Raw genomic sequence first — 18,102 nt, 5'->3', positions numbered from 1 at the left:
GTCGAGCTCGCGCTGCTTGAGTTACTTCATCGTCGGGATCGAGAACTCCGCACCTTCCTTGACGCCGGATGGCCAGCGCGAAGTCACCGTCTTGGTCTTGGTGTAGAAGCGGATCGAGTCCGGGCCGTGCTGGTTGAGATCGCCGAAGCCGGACTTCTTCCAGCCGCCGAAGGTGTAATAGGCGATCGGCACCGGGATCGGCACGTTGATGCCGACCATGCCGACATTGACCTTGGCTGCGAAGTCGCGGGCAGCGTCGCCGTCGCGGGTGAAAATGGCAACGCCGTTGCCGTAGTCATGGTCGGACGGCAGCGCCAGCGCTTCCTTGTAGTCGTGTGCGCGCACGACCGAGAGAACGGGGCCGAAGATCTCTTCCTTGTAGATCCGCATGTCCTTGGTGACGTTGTCGAACAGCGAACCACCGAGATAAAAGCCCTTCTCGTAGCCCTGCATCTTGAAGCCGCGGCCGTCGACGGCGAGCGTCGCGCCCTCCTTGAGGCCGATATCGATGTAGCCCTTGACCTTCTCCACCGCTTCGCGCGTCACCAACGGACCGTAATCGGCGGACGGATCGATCGAGGTGCCGATCTTGAGCGACTCGACGCGCGGGATCAGCTTTTCCATGAGGCGGTCCGCGGTGGTCTTGCCGACGGGCACGGCGACCGAAACCGCCATGCAGCGCTCGCCGGCCGAGCCGTAGCCGGCGCCGATCAGCGCGTCGACCGCCTGATCCATGTCGGCGTCCGGCATGATGATGGCGTGGTTCTTGGCACCGCCGAAGCATTGGCAGCGCTTGCCGGTCTGGGCGGCGCGCTCATAGATGTACTGCGCGATCGGCGTGGAGCCGACGAAGCCGACGGCCTTGATATCGGGATCGTCGAGGATGGCGTCGACCGCTTCCTTGTCGCCGTTGACAACGTTGAGGATGCCGGCCGGCAGGCCCGCTTCGATCATCAGCTCGGCCAGCTTCATCGGCACGCCGGGATCACGCTCGGACGGCTTGAGGATGAAGGCGTTGCCGCAGGCGATCGCGGGCGCGAATTTCCACATCGGGATCATCGCCGGAAAATTGAACGGCGTGATGCCGGCGACGACGCCGAGCGGCTGGCGCAGCGAGTAGATGTCGATGCCGGGACCGGCGCCTTCGGTGTACTCGCCCTTCATCAGATGAGGGATGCCGCAGGCGAACTCGGCGACTTCGAGGCCGCGCTGGATGTCACCCTTGGCGTCGGGCACGGTCTTGCCGTGCTCGCGCGCGAGCAACTCGGCGAGCTTGTCGTAGTCGCGCTGCACCAGCTCGACGAATTTCGTCATGACGCGGGCGCGGCGCTGCGGATTGGTCGCAGCCCACTCGGGCTGTGCTGCGCGGGCATTTTCCACGGCGGCGCGGACTTCAGCCTTCGACGCCAGCGCAACCTTGGCCTGGACGTCGCCCGTCATCGGCTCGAAAACGTCGGCCGTGCGGCCCGAGGTGCCCTTGACCTCCTTGCCACCGATGAAATGTCCGACTGCGCGCATGGAATGAACTCCTTAGGTCCCGGTCTGATAGCTTTGACAAATCCTATCGACCTGCATTTTATAGGATTCAAGTCTGAGATAATGCACCATAGATGTGCGAAAATGCTGGATCAAGGTCACATCGATTGGGACGACTTCCGCTTCGTGCTGGCCATCGTGCGGGGCGGCTCGGTGTCGGCTGCGGCAAAACAGCTTGGCGTGGACCACGCCACGGTGATCCGTCGCGTCGACCGGTTGGAAAAGCACCTCTCGGCCAAGCTATTTGACCGCCGCAAGACCGGCTACCTCCTCACCGAGGCCGGCCAGCGCGTCGCCGACAGCGCCGAGGCGATGGAATCCACCATCGTCGCCAACCAGGAGCAGGTTGGCGGCTCGGTGGCGCGGCTGACCGGCACGGTGCGGATCGGTGCGCCCGACGGGTTCGGCACCGCTTTCCTGGCACCGCGGCTCGCGCCTTTTGCCGACCGATATCCTGACCTCGATCTGCAACTTGTAGCCACCGCGCGACTGTTCAGTCTCTCCAAGCGCGAGGCTGATATCGCAATCAGCCTGACCATGCCGAAGGAAGGCCGCATCGTCGGCCGCAAGCTGCTGGATTATCGCCTTGGGCTCTATGCCGCCCCCGCCTATCTCGATCGCTTCCCGAAGATCGCCTCGCGCGAGGTGCTGCCGCAGCATCGTTTCGTCGGCTACATTGAGGAGCTCCTGTTCACGCCGGAGCTCGACTATCTGCCGCAGGTGTCGCCGCGCATCTCCGCGCGCTTCCGCAGCGCCAATCTGATCGCGCAACTCAATGCGACGCTGTCAGGCTTCGGCATCGCGGTGCTGCCGCATTTCATGGCGAGCGACTATCCGCAGCTTGTCGCGGTGCTGCCGGAAGAGATCTCGATCACGCGGACGTTCTGGATGCTGATGCACGCCGACAGCAAGGATCTCGCGCGGATCCGGGCGGTGGCGGATTACATCGGCGAGATCGTGGAGCGCGAGCGGGCGCTGTTTGCGGGGCGATAAAACACCGCTCTCGTAGGGTGGGCAAAGGCGCGCCAGCGCCGTGCCCACGATCTTTCTCGAGCGGCGACAGATGGTGGGCACGCTCCGCTTTGCCCACCCTACGGTATCTCGCCTAGTTCTGCTTCTTCCTCGCCGGTGCAGACTTCGCAGGCTCACGGCGCGCGCCCTCCAGCGCGCTGTCCTTGCCCGCCTTCAACACCTCATCCGACAGCTCACTGGAGCCCGCAATGCGCGCCAGCAGCATGGTGCCGGCCATCGTGGCCAGCGTGGCGATCGCCTGTTTGCGCGCGGCCTTGCGCGGCAAATTGGGGATGAAATCGGTCATCATCTCGACCATCTCGTCGAGCTTGCCGGAAAAGGCCTTTCGCGTCTTCGGACTCTCGCGGGCGATCTCGGCGCCGAGCGCGGGGATCGAGCAGCCATGGCCGGGATTGTCGCGGTGGAGCGCCGAAAGATAAGTGTCGACGATCTGGGCGAGCTGCTTCTCGGGCGCGACCTGATCGGATTGCTTGCGCCAGTGCTCCATCGAGCGGTCCATGGCGTAGGCGAACGCCTCGATTACCAGCGCCTCGCGGGAATCGAAATGGGCGTAGAAGCCGCCATGGGTCAGGCCCGCCTCTTTCATGAGGTCGGCAACACCGATGCCGTGGGCCCCCTTTTCGCGCAGTCGCACCGAGGCCTTCTTCACGATGCGATCGTGGGTTTCCTGCTTGTGTTCCCGAGAATAGCGCATGCGGCTCTCATTGGATGTCGGAGGTCATCTCATAACACGGATATCGGTCCAGCGGCGCATTAATTCCCGGTAAAATTGTTGCCGATCATGGAAAAGGTTGCAGTTGCATGGACTGCGAGGGCGCCCTTGCCGTCGCGCACGAAGCCTTCGGTGTAGCTCGTCTGCCGCCCCAGCTTGATGATCTTGCCTTCGGCCGAGATCAGTCCCGAGCGGACCGAGAGCGGACGCAGGAAGGTCATCTTCAGGTCGAGGGTAACCGACCCCTGCCCTGCCTCCAGCCGCGTCGAAATCGCGCAGCCCATGGCGGTGTCGAGGAGCGCCGCAGCGGTCGCCCCATGCAGCAGGCCGATGGTATTTTCGAGATCCTCGCGCGGCTCCAGTTCCATCACGATCCGGCCCGGCTCGACCACGGCCATGACGAAGCCGATCAGCTTTGCAAACGGCGGCGAGGGCAGTCGGCCATCACGGATGCCCAACATGGCGTCGATGCCGGACAAGCCCATCGCCACTTTTGCAACGGGCGCAGGCACCTGCCAGTCCACCAAGCGCTCGCGGCGCTGCGCTGGCGAAAACAGGTCGAGTTGAGCGGAATCGGTCATGGGCGGCCTCTTTGTATGATCATCATCATACTATGCTGCGGACTTCCCGCTGGCAACTCCGTCCCCGCCGCTTGACAAGGGAGGCATTTCGGCCCGGAAGTAATTCCGACCGGTGCGCCTCGCGCCTGTCCACGAAACCTTCGAGATGCCACGATGGAAATGCTCAACAATCACTGCGGCGTGACGCGCGATGCGCGCGGCGTCGTCCATGTCGCGATCTGCAATGCCGGATCGCTCAACATTCTGGGCTCGCCCGTGACCGATGCGGTGCGCGAAGGCCTGCAACAACTCGCCACTGATCGCAGCATTCGAGCCGTGGTCCTGCGCGGCCAAAGCGAAAAGAGCATGATCGGGGGCGCCGACATCAAGGAGATGGCGAAGCTCGACCAGAAATCGGCCGAGGCGTTCATCAGCCGCCTGCGCGACCTCTGCGAAGCCGTACGCCAATTCCCTGCCCCCGTGATCGCACGCATGCCCGGCTGGTGCCTTGGCGGCGGGCTCGAAGTGGCTGCCGCCTGCGACTTCCGTATCGCCGCACATGATGCGCATTTCGGCATGCCCGAGGTTCGCGTCGGCATCCCCTCGGTCATCCACGCCGCCCTGCTGCCACGCCTGATCGGCTGGGCCCGCGCGCGCTGGCTGGTGATGACCGCTGAAAACATCGACGCGCCGACGGCGCTGGCCTGGGGCCTGATCGACAAGATCGCGCCGGCCGGCGGACTGGATGCCGAGATCGAGCACCTCGTGCACGCGCTGCTCGAATGCGGCCCCGAAGCGCTGCGGTCGCAGAAGGCATTGCTGCGACAGTGGGAGGAACTGCCGCTGACGGAGTCGGTGAACCTCAGCGTCAAGGTCTTCGGCGAGTCATTCCTGACCGACGAGCCGACGCGACTGATGCAGGCGTTCGTGAACCGGAAGCGGTGACCTGTCATCGGTGTCGTCCCGGCGAAGGCCGGGACCCATAACCACCGAATTCAATCTGACGAAGACTCCGAGTTACCATCTCGCCTCATTAACACTCGCTGCGGAGTATGGGTCCCGGCCTCTGCCGGGACGACTTGAGGGAATCTCATCCGAACCACGACAATTTCTCATGCCGGGCGCGGTTGCATTTTTTGCGCCGCATCATATGATGATCATAATCTCACTTGTCATCGCCAGGGAGTCTTGTCATGGCCGAAGCAGCCGATCCCGTCGTCATCGTCTCCGCCGCCCGCACCCCGCTCGGCCGCTTCATGGGCGAATTGTCGCCGCTCGCAGCGCATAAGCTCGGATCGCACGTGATCAATGCGGCGCTGGAACGCGCCAAGCTCGCGCCCGAGAAGGTCGACGAGGTCTTCATGGGCTGCGTGCTGCCGGCCGGCCAGGGCCAGGCGCCCGCGCGCCAGGCGGCACGTGGCGCCGGCCTGCCCGATGCCACCGGCGCGACCACCGTCAACAAGGTCTGCGGCTCCGGCATGAAGGCCACCATGCTGGCGCACGACATCATCCGCGCCGGCTCGGCCGAGATCGTCGTCTCCGGCGGCATGGAGAGCATGAGCAACGCGCCGTATCTGCTGGCGAAGGCGCGCGGCGGCTATCGCGCCGGTCATGACCGCATCATCGATCACATGATGATGGACGGGCTCGAGGATGCCTACGAGACCGGCCGCTCCATGGGCGACTTCGGCGAGGCCACCGCGGAAGCCTATCAGTTCACCCGCAAGGACCAGGATGCCTATGCGATGGAGACGCTGAGCCGCGCCCGCAAGGCGGTCGAGGGCGGCGCATTCAAGGTCGAGATCGCGCCGATCACACTGACCGAGAAGGCGGGGCCGCGCATCGTCGCCAATGACGAGCATCCGCTGAAGGTGGATCCCGCCAAAATTCCCGGACTGAAGCCGGCGTTCCGCGCCAATGGCACGATCACGCCCGCAGCCTCCTCCGCAAACGCCGATGGCGCCGCCGCGCTGGTCCTGACCAAGCGCTCGCTTGCCGATCGTAACGGGCTGCCTGCACTCGCCGAGATCAAGGGCCATGCCACGCATAGCCAGGAGCCGCAATGGTTCACCACGGCGCCGATCCCGGCGATCCGCAAGCTGCTCGACAAGGTCGGCTGGAGCGCCGGTGACGTCGACCTGTTCGAGATCAACGAAGCGTTCGCTGTCGTCGCGATGGCGGCGCAGCGCGATCTCGGCATTCCCCGCGAGAAGCTGAACATCAATGGCGGCGCCTGCGCACTCGGTCATCCCATCGGTGCCACCGGCGCCCGACTGATCGTGACGCTGTTGCATGCGCTCGAGGCCAACAACCTCAAGCGCGGCGTCGCGGCACTCTGTATCGGCGGCGGCGAAGCCACCGCGATCGCGGTGGAGCGTCTCGCGCACTAGCTGCCGCGACGTCCTGAATTGAGGGAAGTCTGTCATTTCAGACTTCCCGTTTCCGTGCCAGACTGCAACAATGACGCGGGCGTCCCGGAGCCCGCCAACCTGGATTGAGGGGCAATGATCTCGAACTGGCTTTCGGCCGCGCTCGGCCGTCGCAACATCCACTACGGTTGGGTGATGGTCGGCGTGACCTTCTTCGCCGCTCTGATCAGCGCCGGCACGGTCGGCGCGCCCGGCGTGTTCATCGTTCCCTTGCAGAAGGAGTTCGGCTGGAGCACGGCGGAGATCTCATCTGCGCTTTCAATCCGCTTCATCCTGTTTGGATTGATGGCACCGTTCGCAGCCGCCCTCCTCAACCGCTACGGCCTGCGCAATGTCACGCTGACCGCACAGCTCATCGTCGTCTCGGCGCTGGTGGCCTCGCTCGGCATGACACAGGTCTGGCAGCTCGTGGCACTGTGGGGCGTGGTGATCGGCATCGGCACCGGCATGACCGCACTGGTGCTCGGCGCCACCATCGCGACGCGCTGGTTCGCAGCGCGGCGTGGCCTCGTCGTCGGCATCATGACCGCGAGCGTCGCCACCGGCCAACTCGTGTTCCTGCCGCTGCTGGCAAGCATGACCGAGCGTTACGGCTGGCGCCTGGCGCTCGGTTTCGTCTGTATCATGCTCGGCGTTTCCGCAGCGGCGGTCCTGCTCATCATGCGCGACCGGCCGAGCGATCTGGGCCTGCGTCCGTTCGGCGACGAAGGCACCGAGCCCCTGCCCGCGCCGCCGGTGAACCACGGCTCGATCACGGGCGTGGCGCTCGGCACGCTGCGCGACGCCTCGAAGTCGAGCGCGTTCTGGATCCTGTTTGCGACCTTCTTCGTTTGCGGCGCCTCGACCAACGGGCTCGTGCAGGTGCATCTGATTCCGATGTGCCTCGACTTCGGCATCCCGCAGGTGCAGGCGGCGAGCCTGCTGGCGGCGATGGGCATCTTCGATTTCTTCGGCACTATCATGTCGGGCTGGCTGTCGGACCGCTATGACAATCGCTACCTGCTGTTCTGGTACTACGGTCTGCGCGGGCTCTCGCTGATCTTCCTGCCGTTCAGCGATTTCTCGTTCTACGGCCTGTCGATCTTCGCGATGTTCTACGGTCTCGACTGGATCGCCACCGTGCCGCCGACGGTGCGGCTGACCGCGCAGAAATTCGGACCCGAACGCGCTAATCTGGTGTTCGGCTGGATCTTCGCCGGCCACCAGCTCGGCGCCGGCACCGCCGCCTTCGGCGCGGGCCTGTCGCGGACGCTGCTGCAGAGCTACCTGCCCGCCTTCTTCGTGGCCGGCGCACTCTGCGTGTTCGCCTCGCTGATCGTGCTGGCGCTGTCGCGGCAGCCAAAACCGCAAGCAAAGCCGGCGATGGCCTAGTACCGGAGCGTGGTGGTGACGCCGAACACGGCGGCGTCACCGATCCGCGACACGCCGGTCGGATCGTTCGGGTTCGGAATGCCCCCGGACGGCCTGCGCACATATTGGAAGTAAGGCGCGATCAGCCAGCCCGGCTTGATGTGCGCCTCATAGATGATTTCAAGCAGGCCCTCGCTGCTGCGTACCGGGCTCTGGATCCCGCTGAAGATCTGCGTGTCGACATCGAGGCTCCGGGCCGCCCCCGAGATCCGCATGTAAGCAAGCCCGATGCCGAACCGATCGAGCGGACGACCGGGCGTAAAGCCGACAAAGCCGACGCCGCCGTCAACATAGAGATCGATCAAATTGCGATCCGGCGGGCTGTAGGCGATGCGGCCGAACGCGGTAACGCCGGGTATCGAGGCCGACACGGTCTTTTCGATTTCCGTCCCCGGCGGCCGCCAGAGCGCCTGCTCGACGACCGCGTAGATTCCGTAATTGCCGCGAAGCTTCGCGGGAATACCGGATCCGGTCGGGTCTGCGAGCGAAAAGCCGTCCGCGGTGAAGCGCTGGCTGTCGAAGTCGCCGAAATGATACCAGCCGCCGGGCGTGACGTTGCCGGCAAGCGTGCTTGCGCCGATGTCGACGTGATAGTCGAAATGGACCTGCCCGATGACCCACGGCGGATCATTGACACGAAATGCGAGGCCGTGATTGTCACGCGTCTGCGGATCACCGTCGCCGGGGGCGGCCGGATTGCCGTTGAACACGGCACCGAAGACGGTGACGTTGTCCGCGACCTGAGCCTTGAGCCGAATACCGGGCACCGCGATCGGCGGCGCCGGGCCGCCGGCCGGCAAATTGGTCGCCTTGATGGCGGGCCAGCCGAAGGTGCCGTTGATGAAGAGGTCGTCGGTCTGGCTGTCGAAGAACTCGACGTCGGCCGCCTGCTGGCCGGCCCTGATGTTCAAGCGGTCGTTGAAGAAGCTCTGCTCGAAATAGGCGTTGTAAAGCCGCTGATCTGGCAGCGCCTCGATCTCGCTGATGGTGGCGAGATTCTGGATGTAGTTCCGGCTGAGCCCGCGACCGTAGATGATGTAGCCGTTGGCGTAGAAGCGTCCGCCGGTCCAGCCGACGAGCTTGTCGAGATCGGCATCGACCGACAGATCGAGCCGGCCGAAATGGATGGCGCCGCGCGAGACCCCGCCCGAGACATTGCCGATATTGTCGGCAATGTAGGTCGCGCCGAAATTCAGTCCCTTGTTGGCGAGCCCGTCATGCCATTCGTTGAACCATTTCGGGAACAGCCAGTCGGCGGCGCTCTCGTCCTTGGCGCCGGCGAATGCGCTGGTGCTCGCGAACAGCACCACGGCGATCACGAGCGAGCGTCGCAACGCCAATGTTGGGGCAATCGCATTCACGGCCGACACCGGCTGGCCTGCGCTATTTCTTGAAGATGCCGGTGCGCCGCATGAACAGATAGGCAAGGCCGATCGAGCTCACCATGAGCGCCGCCGCCCAGAGAAAGCCCTCGTCCACGTCGGTGAGCGGCAGGCCCTTGGTGTTCATACCGAAGATGCCCGTGATCAGCGTCGGCGGCAGCAGCAGCGTCGTCACGATCGAGAGCGTGTGGAGGTGGCGGTTGCTCTCCTCCTCGTTCTTGAAGCGCAGCTCCTCCTCGAGCAGGCGGCTGCGCTCGCGCAACTCGACGATGTCGTGGTCGAGCCCGTCGAGCCGCTGGGCGAGCTTGCCGGCCTGAATACGAAGCCCCGGCGACAGATGATCGGTGTTCTTCTGGTCGAGCCGGTGGAACAGCACGCGCAATCCCGTCAGCTGGCGGTGCAGGCGGACGCAGGTCCGGCGCAACCGACCAAGCGTGCGGCGCATCTCCGGCTTGGCTTCGTCGGCGAGGATGCGTTCCTCGATGCCGTCGATTTCCTGGCCGAGCTTGTCGGCCATCCGATCGAGCGTGTCGGCGACCTCGTCGACGATCTTTTCCAGGAGATGGGCGACGTTGTCGACGCGGTAGCCGCCTTCGAGCACGCGGCGCGTCGCATCCGCCGAGCAAAGCGCCTGGTGACGGCCGGAGACCAGGAGATGCTCGGTCATGGCGAAGCGCAGGAACGCGGTCTCTTCCGTTGCAGCATCGATGTCGCGAACCAGATCGGAGAACACGCCGTAGACGCAATGGTCGATGACGTGAAGCTGCTGGAACGTGTCGCTCGACAGCAAGAGATCGCGCGCAAGCGGCGGCAGCTGTGATGCTGCGATCCACGGCCGCACGCGACCATCTGTCAAATTGAAATGCAGCCAGAGTCGGCCATCATGGCTGAACTCGATCGGCTGGTCGATCGGCAGCGCCTCAGCGCTGCCGTCGCCATGCAAACGAAACGCCCACACCAGTCCAGGAATGACAGGCGCGACACCCGATGTCGCGCTGACAAGCATTGCCGGCTCGGCCATGCTGACCCCATATCATTGCAGCCCAATCCCGGGGGGCCGTTATTGGCCTCCTCCGGGTCCTCCGTGCAGTCAATTACGCCAGTGTTACAGTTTGATGATGGCGCGCCGCCCTATTCCGCGGCGAGCCCCGTCGCGGCCTGGGCTTCCTTGATGTAATCGTGCACGACGCGGCCGAACGGCAGTGTCAGGTCGGCGATGTAGTGATGCGCGCCGATGCAGCGGCGGACCGGGAAATCCGCAACCGGCGCGTTGACGTGCGGCACCAGATGCAGCCGGCCGGGTCCCATCCAGGACCCCTTCGGCACGATGTCGATCAGGTTGATCGCGACGAGTTGGCAGACCTCGAGATGGCCGTCGACGCCGGGGATCATCTTCAGATTGATTTGCGTCTTCGACAGCGTGGCGCGGGTGAGATCGCCGTTGCCGGCCATGCTCTCGTGCTTGTAGCCCATCGTGCCCATGGCGACGAGCTGGCCGGCATATTCAAGCGTGCCCGTCAGTGTATCCTTGACGATCTCGAGTTTCGGGTGGGCGTACTTCTTCGGGAAGCCCCAGATCTCACGGCCCGCCGCAATCGGCGGATCATCATCGAGATACATCTGCGAGACGAAGTTGACCTCCTCGCCGTGCAGCCGCGCCGGGATCACGAGGCCGGATTCGGTGTAGCTGCCGAAGCCGGAGGAGTCCGGCATCTTGATCCATTCGTAGTGCACGATCGGCTGGTCGATCGGCTCCAGCGGCTCAGGCAGGCCGGCACGGATCAGGTCCGGGTCGGTCTCGTAGGTGATCACCAGGAATTCGCGGTTGACGAAGCGGTACGGGCCGGCCGGATAGCTCGGCCCGGCGGCCGGCATGGACGGAAGCCTCAGCACGTCTTCCCTGCGCATCGCTGTCTCCTCTGGTGATCCGGCAAGTTCCGACTTCACGCAGATTGCTAGCTGCCGTCATTGACTGCGATGTGACCGATTTCCGTCAGGGACACGACCTCCCGCCATTCCCGTCGCGGTTGACCTGCATGCAAAGGCGGCATCGGCCTGCTTTGTCATCACGCCGTCACCACCGGCCGCAATCGTCCGGTGAAGGCTGGAGGCATCGCCATGGACGCTCGCACGTCGCAACCGACACATCAGACCCATCAGCCGCCCGCGCGGGGCTGGCGGCCCGAACGCTGCGATCGCGTCGCGCTGGTCCTGCAGGGCGGCGGCGCGCTCGGCGCCTACCAGGCCGGCGTCTACCAGGCGCTGCACGAGGCCGGCATCGAGCCCGACTGGGTCACCGGCGTCTCGATCGGCGCGATCAACTCGTCCATCATCGCCGGCAACAAACCGGAGAAGCGGCTCGAAGCGCTGCGCATTTTCTGGGAGCGCATCACCAACCGCAAGATCTGGCACTACACGCCGGACGGCGACATCTTCCGCCAGTGGCGCAACCTCTACAGCTCCTGGATGACATCGGCGATGGGCCAACCCGGCTTCTTCACGCCGCACCAGGTCAATCCCTGGTTCAGCCCGGTCGGCGCCAAGACCGCGACCAGCTACTACGACACGGCCGCGCTGAAGGCGACCCTGCTCGAGCTCGTCGATTTCGACCTCATCAACGAAAAGAAGATCCGCTTCGCGGTCGGCGCGGTGAACGTGCTCTCCGGCAACTTCATCTATTTCGACAACGCCCATGACGAGATCGAGCCGGAGCACATCATGGCTTCCGGCGCCCTGCCCCCGGCGCTGCCGATGGTGCGGATCGGCACCGATCATTTCTGGGACGGCGGCATCGTCTCCAACACGCCGCTGCAGCACCTGCTCGACCAGGAGGACGCGATCAATTCGCTGGTGTTCCAGGTCGACCTGTTCAGCGCGCGCGGTGTGCTGCCGCGCTCGATCCAGGACGTGATGGCCCGCCACAAGGACATCATGTATTCCTCGCGCACCCGTCACAACACCGACGTCTATCGCCGCACGCATAATCTCAAGGTGCTGCTCTACAAGGCCTTGGCGAAGATTCCGGACGAGCAGCTCTCCGACGAGGACCGCCAGCTGAAATCGAGCCTGCGCCGCATGCCGGAGATCGCGATCCTGCACCTGATCTACCAGCAGAAGGCCTATGAGGGCGACGCCAAGGACCACGAATTCTCGGGCACCTCGATGCGCGAGCATTGGACAAGCGGCTACGAGGACACCAAGCGCACACTGAAGCGCCGCGACTGGATCAAGATGCCCGACGAAGGCATGGGGCTCGTCGTGCACGACGTGCACCGGGAGACGGAGAGCGCCTGACGGGCGCTCTCGACAAAACGTCGAAAACAACCCCATGCACAGTAGAGATCGTTCAAGAATTTAGATTCGCGACGACTAGCCCCCCGGCACGCGGTTTGACTCGTCGTTTGACACGTCGGGCAAAACACCTGCACAATATCATCATTGCAAAATCGCACGACAGATCCGCTCTGCGCCAACGCGCGACGTGGCGAGCTTGCGCCCGGCGCCGTACATTGAGCGTTGAGAGCGTCAGACGGCAAGGTCAATCCGCGCGGTGCAGACAGTCACGATCCTCTGTGCCGCCAGCTTCGTAATGCCGCTGACCTCGTCGATGCGCGGGAGACAATCATGATTCAAGTCGTACAGGCCTTCGACCGAAAAGAGATCACCGAGCTCGCCAGTGACGACGCTGCCGCATTGGACGCGAAGTTCGAGACCGCGCGAAAGCTGCTCGCGGACCGAAAGGCCTGGCTGAAAACCCATCAGCGGATCGCCATCCTCCACAAGCTCGCCGATCTCGTTGCCGAGAAGCGGCAGGATTTCGGCATTCTGATCGCACGGGAGGGCGGAAAGCCGCTCACGGACGCATTGATCGAGACCGACCGGGCGATCGACGGCATCCGCTCGGCGGCGGATTTTCTGCGAACCCGCGCCGGGGTCGAGATCCCCATGGGCCTGACGCCCGCAAGCGACAGCCGCCGGGCCTGGACCATCAAGGAGCCGATCGGCATCGTCGCGGCAATCTCCGCCTTCAATCATCCCCTCAACCTGATCGTTCACCAGGTCGCGCCGGCGATTGCGACCGGTTGCCCGGTGATCGTGAAGCCTGCGGGCACGACGCCTCTGTGCTGCGTGGAACTGGTGAAGCTTGTTCACAAGGCCGGCATGCCCGAAGGCTGGGTCCAGACGTTCCTCCCGGAAGATCAAAGCCTTCCGGAAAAATTTGCGACCGACCCGCGCGTCGCCTTCCTCAGCTTCATCGGATCGGCGCGTGTCGGCTGGCACCTGCGATCGGTCATCACACCCGGTGCGCGCTGCGCGCTGGAGCACGGCGGCGTCGCTCCCCTCATCATCGACCGCAGCGCCGATCTCGAGAAGATCATCGAGCCGGTCGTCAAGGGTGGATATTACCACGCCGGCCAGGTCTGCGTATCGGTCCAGCGGATCTACGTGCATTCATCGCTTCAGAAGGAATTCATCGACCGAATGACGGCAAGGGTCGAGGCCCTGAAGGTGGGAGATCCGACGCGTCCCGAGACAGAGGTCGGACCGCTGATCACCCCGCGGGAGGTCGAGCGTGTCGAAGGTTGGATCGCGGAGGCCACCTCTCGCGGAACGCGCCAGATCGGCGGCGGACGGCTGAGCGAGACGACCCTCAAACCATCGATTCTCGTCTCGCCACCGCGCGACGCAAAAGTCTCCACCCTGGAAGTCTTCGGGCCGGTGACCTGCGTCTATCCGTTCGATCGCATCGACGATGCGATCGCAGAAGCCAATTCACTTCCGGTCTCGTTCCAGTCCGCGATCTTCACGCGCGATCTCGCCACGGCCCTCGATGCGGCGGAGCGCCTCGATGCGGCGGCAGTGATGATCAACGATCACACGGCCTTCCGCACCGACTGGATGCCCTTCGCGGGTCGTCGCGTATCGGGCCACGGCGTTGGAGGCATCCCTTATACGATGCACGAGATGACCGCGGAGAAGATGATCGTGTTCAAGTGAACGTGACCCCGCAGTCAGACGCGCAGGCCAGCACCTGCTCGCGCAGCGACCTAACAGGAAAAACCTAACTCTAGCGCGAGGCCATTCGCGACGCGTCCTCGCCGAGCTGCTGGCCCTGGGCGAGCCTCTGCCTGATCATTCCCATGACGGAGGTCACGTCCTCGAAGGCTCTGGAGTGCGCATCATCGCCGCCCAGGTGCGTCAGGTCGAACACCGCGATCTTCTGCTGCGCAAGCGCACTTCTGTACGGCTCGTCCTGCGGATTGAATTCGCCGAGACGGGCTGTTCCTCCGGCAAGGGACCTCGATATTTTCAGAGCAACATCATCCTGAGACAGGAACAGCCCGATGCGGGGACGCCGCGGTCCCGCCGCACTGATCTGGCTGATGAACTCGTCAAAGCCGATGTCGGGCGCGACAAGCGCGACATTCTTCAGCTTCGAGGGCGGTCCACCGTGCTGTGCCCTGTTCCGCAGCGCATCGAGCGTCACCAGGCAGCCCATGGAGTGGCAGACGAACGTGATCTCCTTGATCGCCGGATTGGCGTTCACGCTGTCGACCAGTGCTGCCAGCGCCGCACCCGATTGTCCCGCGACCTTGCGGTCGTATTCGTAGGAGCCGAGGTTTCCGGCGCCCTGCGATGGCCACGAAAACAGGATGGGAATGACGGGAATCCGGCCGTCATGAACGAACTGGGCGTAGCGGTACACCGCGTCGTCAAAACGGTTGTTGAAGCCGTGAACGAAGACCATCGCCTTGTTGAGATGCCTGGCCTTTACCGCGTTGGTCATGGCAGCGTTGAATCCGGCGCGATCCAGATAGCCCGCCGATGCCGTGACGAACTCCTTGCGCGGATCGCCGGGGGGCGAGAGCGGCCACTGGATTTCACCCACCGTGCGCGATCCGTCCGGCGGAATCGACACGATCACTTCTGCGAACGCCATCTCGCCGGACTGCTCGCGGCTGAACATCTCGCCGGGATCGCTGCCGGATCGCGTGCGCGTTGTTCCGATCAGGATCGGGACTCGGGAGGTTGCTTCAACGGCCTCGCTACTCGGGATCAGCACGCCTTGCAGGGGGCGCAACGTGCAGGAGGCGGAGGCCAGAACCGTCAACGCGACAGCAGCGACATGCAAAGACGCAACTGTACGGCGCCGCAGATACATCCCGCCCTCCTCCCGGCGTCCCCTTCCACGATCAGGAACAGTTTTGCACGTTCCTCTCGTCGGTCTCAACCATCGACGTGGCCAGCAGGCGCAACCTGTACCAAAATGGGCTGCGCGGAATTCCGCTTGATCCAGATCAATGTTCACTTGCGCCCGTCGTCAACGGCCGCAAATCGATGCGCTAGAACTTCGGCCCCAGGCCTCCCGCCCCGCCCGGCCCGCCACCACCGCGCCCGCGCCGTCCGCCGCCGTCAGACGGCGGCGATGAGCCGCCTTTCAGTTCTGCAGCCGTGACCTTGCAGTCCGCGTTCGCGTCGTACTGGCCGATGAAGCGGCTTGGCTTGTCCACGAGCTCGGAGCGGCTCACCTTGCCGTCGCCGTTGTCGTCGAAATAGCCGAGCTCCGCCTGGGCGAAACTCCGCTCGGCGCGTCGGATGACGGGGAATTCCGACGCGCTCAGAAAGCCGTCGCGGTTCTTGTCGGCCAGCCGGAACAGCTGGTCCATGTATCGCTTCCATTCATCGCAGGTGTAGGTGCCGTCGTGGTCGTAGTCCCAGATCGGCGGCCCGTCAGGAAGAGGATCCGCGCGCGGCGGCGTCCCGCCTCCGGGGGGGATTTGTGCGCGAGGTTGACCGATGGAAGCGAGAAAGAATATCGCGGTGAGCAAATGCCTGACGGCCCGTGATGCGCGCACCGTCACTTCACGTCCTTGTTCAGTTCGATCGCGACTTCCGACATCCAGGACCCCGGTGCCTCCATCAGGAACGACTGATGATTGGCCTTGGTCTGGATCGTCACCAGCGCGGCCACGGTGTTTCCTTCGATGCGCGCCTCGATCAAGCCGTCCTTGTTGGTGCCGGTGACCTTGCCGCCCTGCCGATACTCGTGCTCGAACCAGTTTCCGGACAGCTCGGTCCCGTTTTGATCGATGTTCGCGGACAGGACCATCTTGTACGCATCGCTCGCGCAGCGCAGGTCGAGGCTTACGGAACGTCCTGGCTTGGTGATGTCGTACGCCACCTTGCAGCGCACCTTCTCACGCGGGCCGTCCGATGGCTTCATCGAACCGGTGCCCGACCATGTGCCGCCGAGGCTGTCGAACACCGGCTCTGCGTGCGCCGATGTGATGCTTGCGAGCATCAGGCAGGCCACGCCTGCGCCAAGACGTGTCGCCGAAGGTTTCAATCGCATCTGCCAATCCTGCTTGCGGGGTCGGGGCCCCTCCTAGGACGAGACAGCCGCAAGATGTTGGCGAACATGTTTGGAGATGTTGCCAAGATTGTCCCGGTGTGACCGATATTGCCGTTAGACTTCGCGGCCCAAACGTGGACAATGCCCTTAAAGCGCTTCGCGCGCGCAGTGCACACCAAGATGCGCCAGGGGAAACAAAATGCCGACTGCCTTCCCGTCACCCGTACCCGCCATTCCGACCGCACCTGTGACCGCAGAGCTACGCGACGCCCTGCGCGCGATCGTCGGCGAGAAGGGATTTATCGAAGACGAGCACGCCAAGCAGCCGTTCGTCACGGACTGGCGGGGGCTGCTGGTGGGCGGCGCCGGGGCCGTCATACGTCCCGGCAGCACCGAGGAGGTCTCGAAAGTGGTCCGGCTATGCCACGACCACGGCGTCGCGATCGTGCCACAGGGCGGCAACACCGGGCTGATGGGCGCCGCCACGCCCTGGCCCGCCCATACCGGCATCGTGCTGTCGCTCGGCCGGATGAACCGCGTGCTGGACGTCGATCCCGTCGGCTATGCGATGACGGTGGAGGCCGGCTGCGTCTTGCAGATGCTGCAGGAGACCGCGGCCAGGCACGACAGGTTTCTGCCGCTGAGCCTTGGCGCCGAGGGCTCCTGCATGATCGGCGGCAATCTCTCGACCAACGCCGGCGGCGTGCAGGTGCTGCGCTACGGCAACGCGCGCAACCTCGTGTTCGGTCTCGAGGTCGTCCTGCCCAACGGCGACGTCTGGAACGGACTGCGTGCGCTGAAGAAGGACAACACCGGCTACGACCTCAAGCACCTCTTCATGGGCGCCGAGGGCACGCTCGGCATCATCACCAAGGCCGTCCTCAAGCTATGGCCGGCGCCGAAGGACGTCGCCACGGCGTGGCTGGCGGTCCGCGATCCGCGCGCGGCGCTGGAGATCCTCTCCGAAGCGCATGCGGCCTCCGAGGACAATGTCGGGTCCTGCGAGCTCTTGAGCCGCGCGGCCGTCGACCTCGTAATGCGCCACATTCCCGGCGTCCAGGACCCGCTCAAGGCGGATACGCAATGGTACCTGCTGCTCGAATGGTCGTCCTCGCGCCCCCGGCAGGACGGGGCCACCGGCATGTCGGAGAAGCTCGAGCAGTTTCTCGCCGACCAGCTCGAGGCCGGTCGCGTGATCGACGCGGTGATCGCGCAGACCGTCAGCCAGTCGCGCAACATGTGGCGCATCCGGGAAGCCATGGCCGAGGCCTCGCGCGCCGAAGGACCGGGGATCAGCTACGACATGTCGGTGGCGATCTCAAAAATTCCGGAGTTCATCGACAAGGGGCTCAAGGCCGTACTCGATATTCTCCCGAGCATTCGCCCCTATCCTCTGGGGCATATCGGCGACGGCAATCTGCACTTCTCGTTCATGGGGCCGAAGGGCATGGATCAGCAGACGCTGAACCAATACACCGCCGCGATCACGCGGGCCGTCAACGATATCATCGCCTCGATGGGCGGCTCGATCTCGGCGGAGCATGGCATCGGCATCGAGAAGCTCGACGAGCTCAGCCATTACCGCTCGAAGACCGAGCTCGACATCATGCGCACCATCAAGCGCGCGCTCGACCCGCAGAACATCATGAATCCGGGGAAGGTGCTGCGGGTGTGATGACGTCCGAGC

General features: G+C 64.3%; 16 protein-coding genes. 7 read left to right on the top strand and 9 right to left on the bottom strand.

The genetic code is table 11. The features are described from left to right. Positions 1-21: 21 nt before the first annotated feature. Positions 22-1,518, bottom strand: coding sequence for a CoA-acylating methylmalonate-semialdehyde dehydrogenase (locus NLM32_RS21390; protein ID WP_254130869.1), 1,497 nt, complete (start codon positions 1,516-1,518; stop codon positions 22-24). A 102-nt stretch (positions 1,519-1,620) separates the two neighbouring features. Here NLM32_RS21390 and NLM32_RS21385 point away from each other — a divergent pair, with 102 nt between their 5' ends. Continuing rightward, positions 1,621-2,529: a LysR family transcriptional regulator gene (locus NLM32_RS21385; RefSeq protein WP_254130868.1), complete on the top strand. Its 909-nt coding sequence runs from the start codon at positions 1,621-1,623 to the stop codon at positions 2,527-2,529. A 112-nt stretch (positions 2,530-2,641) separates the two neighbouring features. Here NLM32_RS21385 and NLM32_RS21380 read toward each other — a convergent pair whose 3' ends face one another. Then, the gene (locus NLM32_RS21380) at positions 2,642-3,262 is read right to left on the bottom strand and encodes a TetR/AcrR family transcriptional regulator (RefSeq protein WP_254130867.1); all 621 of its coding nucleotides are present in this window, start codon (positions 3,260-3,262) and stop codon (positions 2,642-2,644) included. Positions 3,263-3,321: 59 nt separating this feature from the next. Continuing rightward, positions 3,322-3,861: a PaaI family thioesterase gene (locus NLM32_RS21375; RefSeq protein WP_254130866.1), complete on the bottom strand. Its 540-nt coding sequence runs from the start codon at positions 3,859-3,861 to the stop codon at positions 3,322-3,324. A gap of 153 nt (positions 3,862-4,014) precedes the next feature. On the opposite strand from NLM32_RS21375, the gene NLM32_RS21370 reads away from it, so the two are divergent. From NLM32_RS21370 to NLM32_RS21360, 3 genes are all read left to right on the top strand, one after another. Next, complete coding sequence (locus NLM32_RS21370; RefSeq protein ID WP_254130865.1) at positions 4,015-4,785, top strand: enoyl-CoA hydratase; 771 nt, start codon at positions 4,015-4,017, stop codon at positions 4,783-4,785. Between the two features lie 248 nt (positions 4,786-5,033). Beyond that, positions 5,034-6,230, top strand: coding sequence for an acetyl-CoA C-acyltransferase (locus tag NLM32_RS21365; RefSeq protein WP_254130864.1), 1,197 nt, complete (start codon positions 5,034-5,036; stop codon positions 6,228-6,230). Positions 6,231-6,344: 114 nt separating this feature from the next. Then, entirely contained in the window at positions 6,345-7,640 is a 1,296-nt protein-coding gene (locus NLM32_RS21360) for an MFS transporter (protein ID WP_254130863.1), read from the top strand. Here NLM32_RS21360 and NLM32_RS21355 read toward each other — a convergent pair. The 3 genes from NLM32_RS21355 to NLM32_RS21345 all read right to left on the bottom strand — a co-directional run bounded on the left by NLM32_RS21355 (position 7,637) and on the right by NLM32_RS21345 (position 10,969). Then, positions 7,637-9,031, bottom strand: coding sequence for a carbohydrate porin (locus NLM32_RS21355; protein ID WP_254135383.1), 1,395 nt, complete (start codon positions 9,029-9,031; stop codon positions 7,637-7,639). The two genes, NLM32_RS21360 and NLM32_RS21355, sit on opposite strands and share 4 nt — an antisense overlap. A gap of 31 nt (positions 9,032-9,062) precedes the next feature. Next, positions 9,063-10,082, bottom strand: a complete 1,020-nt coding sequence (locus tag NLM32_RS21350; RefSeq protein WP_254130862.1) for a transporter — start codon at positions 10,080-10,082, stop codon at positions 9,063-9,065. 110 nt (positions 10,083-10,192) lie between these two features. Further along, entirely contained in the window at positions 10,193-10,969 is a 777-nt protein-coding gene (locus tag NLM32_RS21345) for an acetoacetate decarboxylase (protein WP_254130861.1), read from the bottom strand. A gap of 210 nt (positions 10,970-11,179) precedes the next feature. Here NLM32_RS21345 and NLM32_RS21340 point away from each other — a divergent pair, with 210 nt between their 5' ends. Further along, the gene (locus tag NLM32_RS21340) at positions 11,180-12,355 is read left to right on the top strand and encodes a patatin-like phospholipase family protein (RefSeq protein WP_254130860.1); all 1,176 of its coding nucleotides are present in this window, start codon (positions 11,180-11,182) and stop codon (positions 12,353-12,355) included. Between the two features lie 330 nt (positions 12,356-12,685). After that, positions 12,686-14,059, top strand: coding sequence for an aldehyde dehydrogenase family protein (locus NLM32_RS21335; protein ID WP_254130859.1), 1,374 nt, complete (start codon positions 12,686-12,688; stop codon positions 14,057-14,059). Positions 14,060-14,129: 70 nt separating this feature from the next. Here NLM32_RS21335 and NLM32_RS21330 read toward each other — a convergent pair whose 3' ends face one another. From NLM32_RS21330 to NLM32_RS21320, 3 genes are all read right to left on the bottom strand, one after another. Then, on the bottom strand, positions 14,130-15,224 hold the full coding sequence (locus NLM32_RS21330) for an alpha/beta hydrolase (RefSeq protein ID WP_254130858.1): 1,095 nt from the start codon (positions 15,222-15,224) through the stop codon (positions 14,130-14,132). Positions 15,225-15,405: 181 nt separating this feature from the next. After that, a complete protein-coding gene (locus NLM32_RS21325; protein ID WP_254130857.1) occupies positions 15,406-15,729 on the bottom strand; it encodes an EF-hand domain-containing protein in 324 nt (107 codons plus the stop codon). Between the two features lie 191 nt (positions 15,730-15,920). Further along, positions 15,921-16,415 (bottom strand): hypothetical protein, encoded by a 495-nt coding sequence (locus NLM32_RS21320; RefSeq protein ID WP_254130856.1) that lies wholly within the window; start codon positions 16,413-16,415, stop codon positions 15,921-15,923. A 199-nt stretch (positions 16,416-16,614) separates the two neighbouring features. Between NLM32_RS21320 and NLM32_RS21315 the strand changes: the two genes are divergently transcribed. After that, on the top strand, positions 16,615-18,090 hold the full coding sequence (locus NLM32_RS21315) for an FAD-binding oxidoreductase (protein WP_254130855.1): 1,476 nt from the start codon (positions 16,615-16,617) through the stop codon (positions 18,088-18,090). Positions 18,091-18,102: the final 12 nt, after the last annotated feature.

It is taken from the genome of Bradyrhizobium sp. CCGUVB14 (assembly GCF_024199935.1).
GTDB lineage: Bacteria > Pseudomonadota > Alphaproteobacteria > Rhizobiales > Xanthobacteraceae > Bradyrhizobium.
The sequence above is the reverse complement of the archived record's forward strand: the minus strand, read 5'-3'. Positions and strand labels throughout refer to the sequence as shown.

What these genes read in the sequence shown, in the direction of transcription:
- NLM32_RS21390 (WP_254130869.1), bottom strand. Translation starts at nt 1,518, where the DNA reads ATGCGCGCAGTCGGACATTTCATCGGTGGCAAGGAGGTCAAGGGCACC.
- NLM32_RS21385 (WP_254130868.1), top strand. Translation starts at nt 1,621, where the DNA reads ATGCTGGATCAAGGTCACATCGATTGGGACGACTTCCGCTTCGTGCTG.
- NLM32_RS21380 (WP_254130867.1), bottom strand. Translation starts at nt 3,262, where the DNA reads ATGCGCTATTCTCGGGAACACAAGCAGGAAACCCACGATCGCATCGTG.
- NLM32_RS21375 (WP_254130866.1), bottom strand. Translation starts at nt 3,861, where the DNA reads ATGACCGATTCCGCTCAACTCGACCTGTTTTCGCCAGCGCAGCGCCGC.
- NLM32_RS21370 (WP_254130865.1), top strand. Translation starts at nt 4,015, where the DNA reads ATGGAAATGCTCAACAATCACTGCGGCGTGACGCGCGATGCGCGCGGC.
- NLM32_RS21365 (WP_254130864.1), top strand. Translation starts at nt 5,034, where the DNA reads ATGGCCGAAGCAGCCGATCCCGTCGTCATCGTCTCCGCCGCCCGCACC.
- NLM32_RS21360 (WP_254130863.1), top strand. Translation starts at nt 6,345, where the DNA reads ATGATCTCGAACTGGCTTTCGGCCGCGCTCGGCCGTCGCAACATCCAC.
- NLM32_RS21350 (WP_254130862.1), bottom strand. Translation starts at nt 10,082, where the DNA reads ATGGCCGAGCCGGCAATGCTTGTCAGCGCGACATCGGGTGTCGCGCCT.
- NLM32_RS21345 (WP_254130861.1), bottom strand. Translation starts at nt 10,969, where the DNA reads ATGCGCAGGGAAGACGTGCTGAGGCTTCCGTCCATGCCGGCCGCCGGG.
- NLM32_RS21340 (WP_254130860.1), top strand. Translation starts at nt 11,180, where the DNA reads ATGGACGCTCGCACGTCGCAACCGACACATCAGACCCATCAGCCGCCC.
- NLM32_RS21335 (WP_254130859.1), top strand. Translation starts at nt 12,686, where the DNA reads ATGATTCAAGTCGTACAGGCCTTCGACCGAAAAGAGATCACCGAGCTC.
- NLM32_RS21330 (WP_254130858.1), bottom strand. Translation starts at nt 15,224, where the DNA reads ATGTATCTGCGGCGCCGTACAGTTGCGTCTTTGCATGTCGCTGCTGTC.
- NLM32_RS21325 (WP_254130857.1), bottom strand. Translation starts at nt 15,729, where the DNA reads ATGGACCAGCTGTTCCGGCTGGCCGACAAGAACCGCGACGGCTTTCTG.
- NLM32_RS21320 (WP_254130856.1), bottom strand. Translation starts at nt 16,415, where the DNA reads ATGCGATTGAAACCTTCGGCGACACGTCTTGGCGCAGGCGTGGCCTGC.
- NLM32_RS21315 (WP_254130855.1), top strand. Translation starts at nt 16,615, where the DNA reads ATGCCGACTGCCTTCCCGTCACCCGTACCCGCCATTCCGACCGCACCT.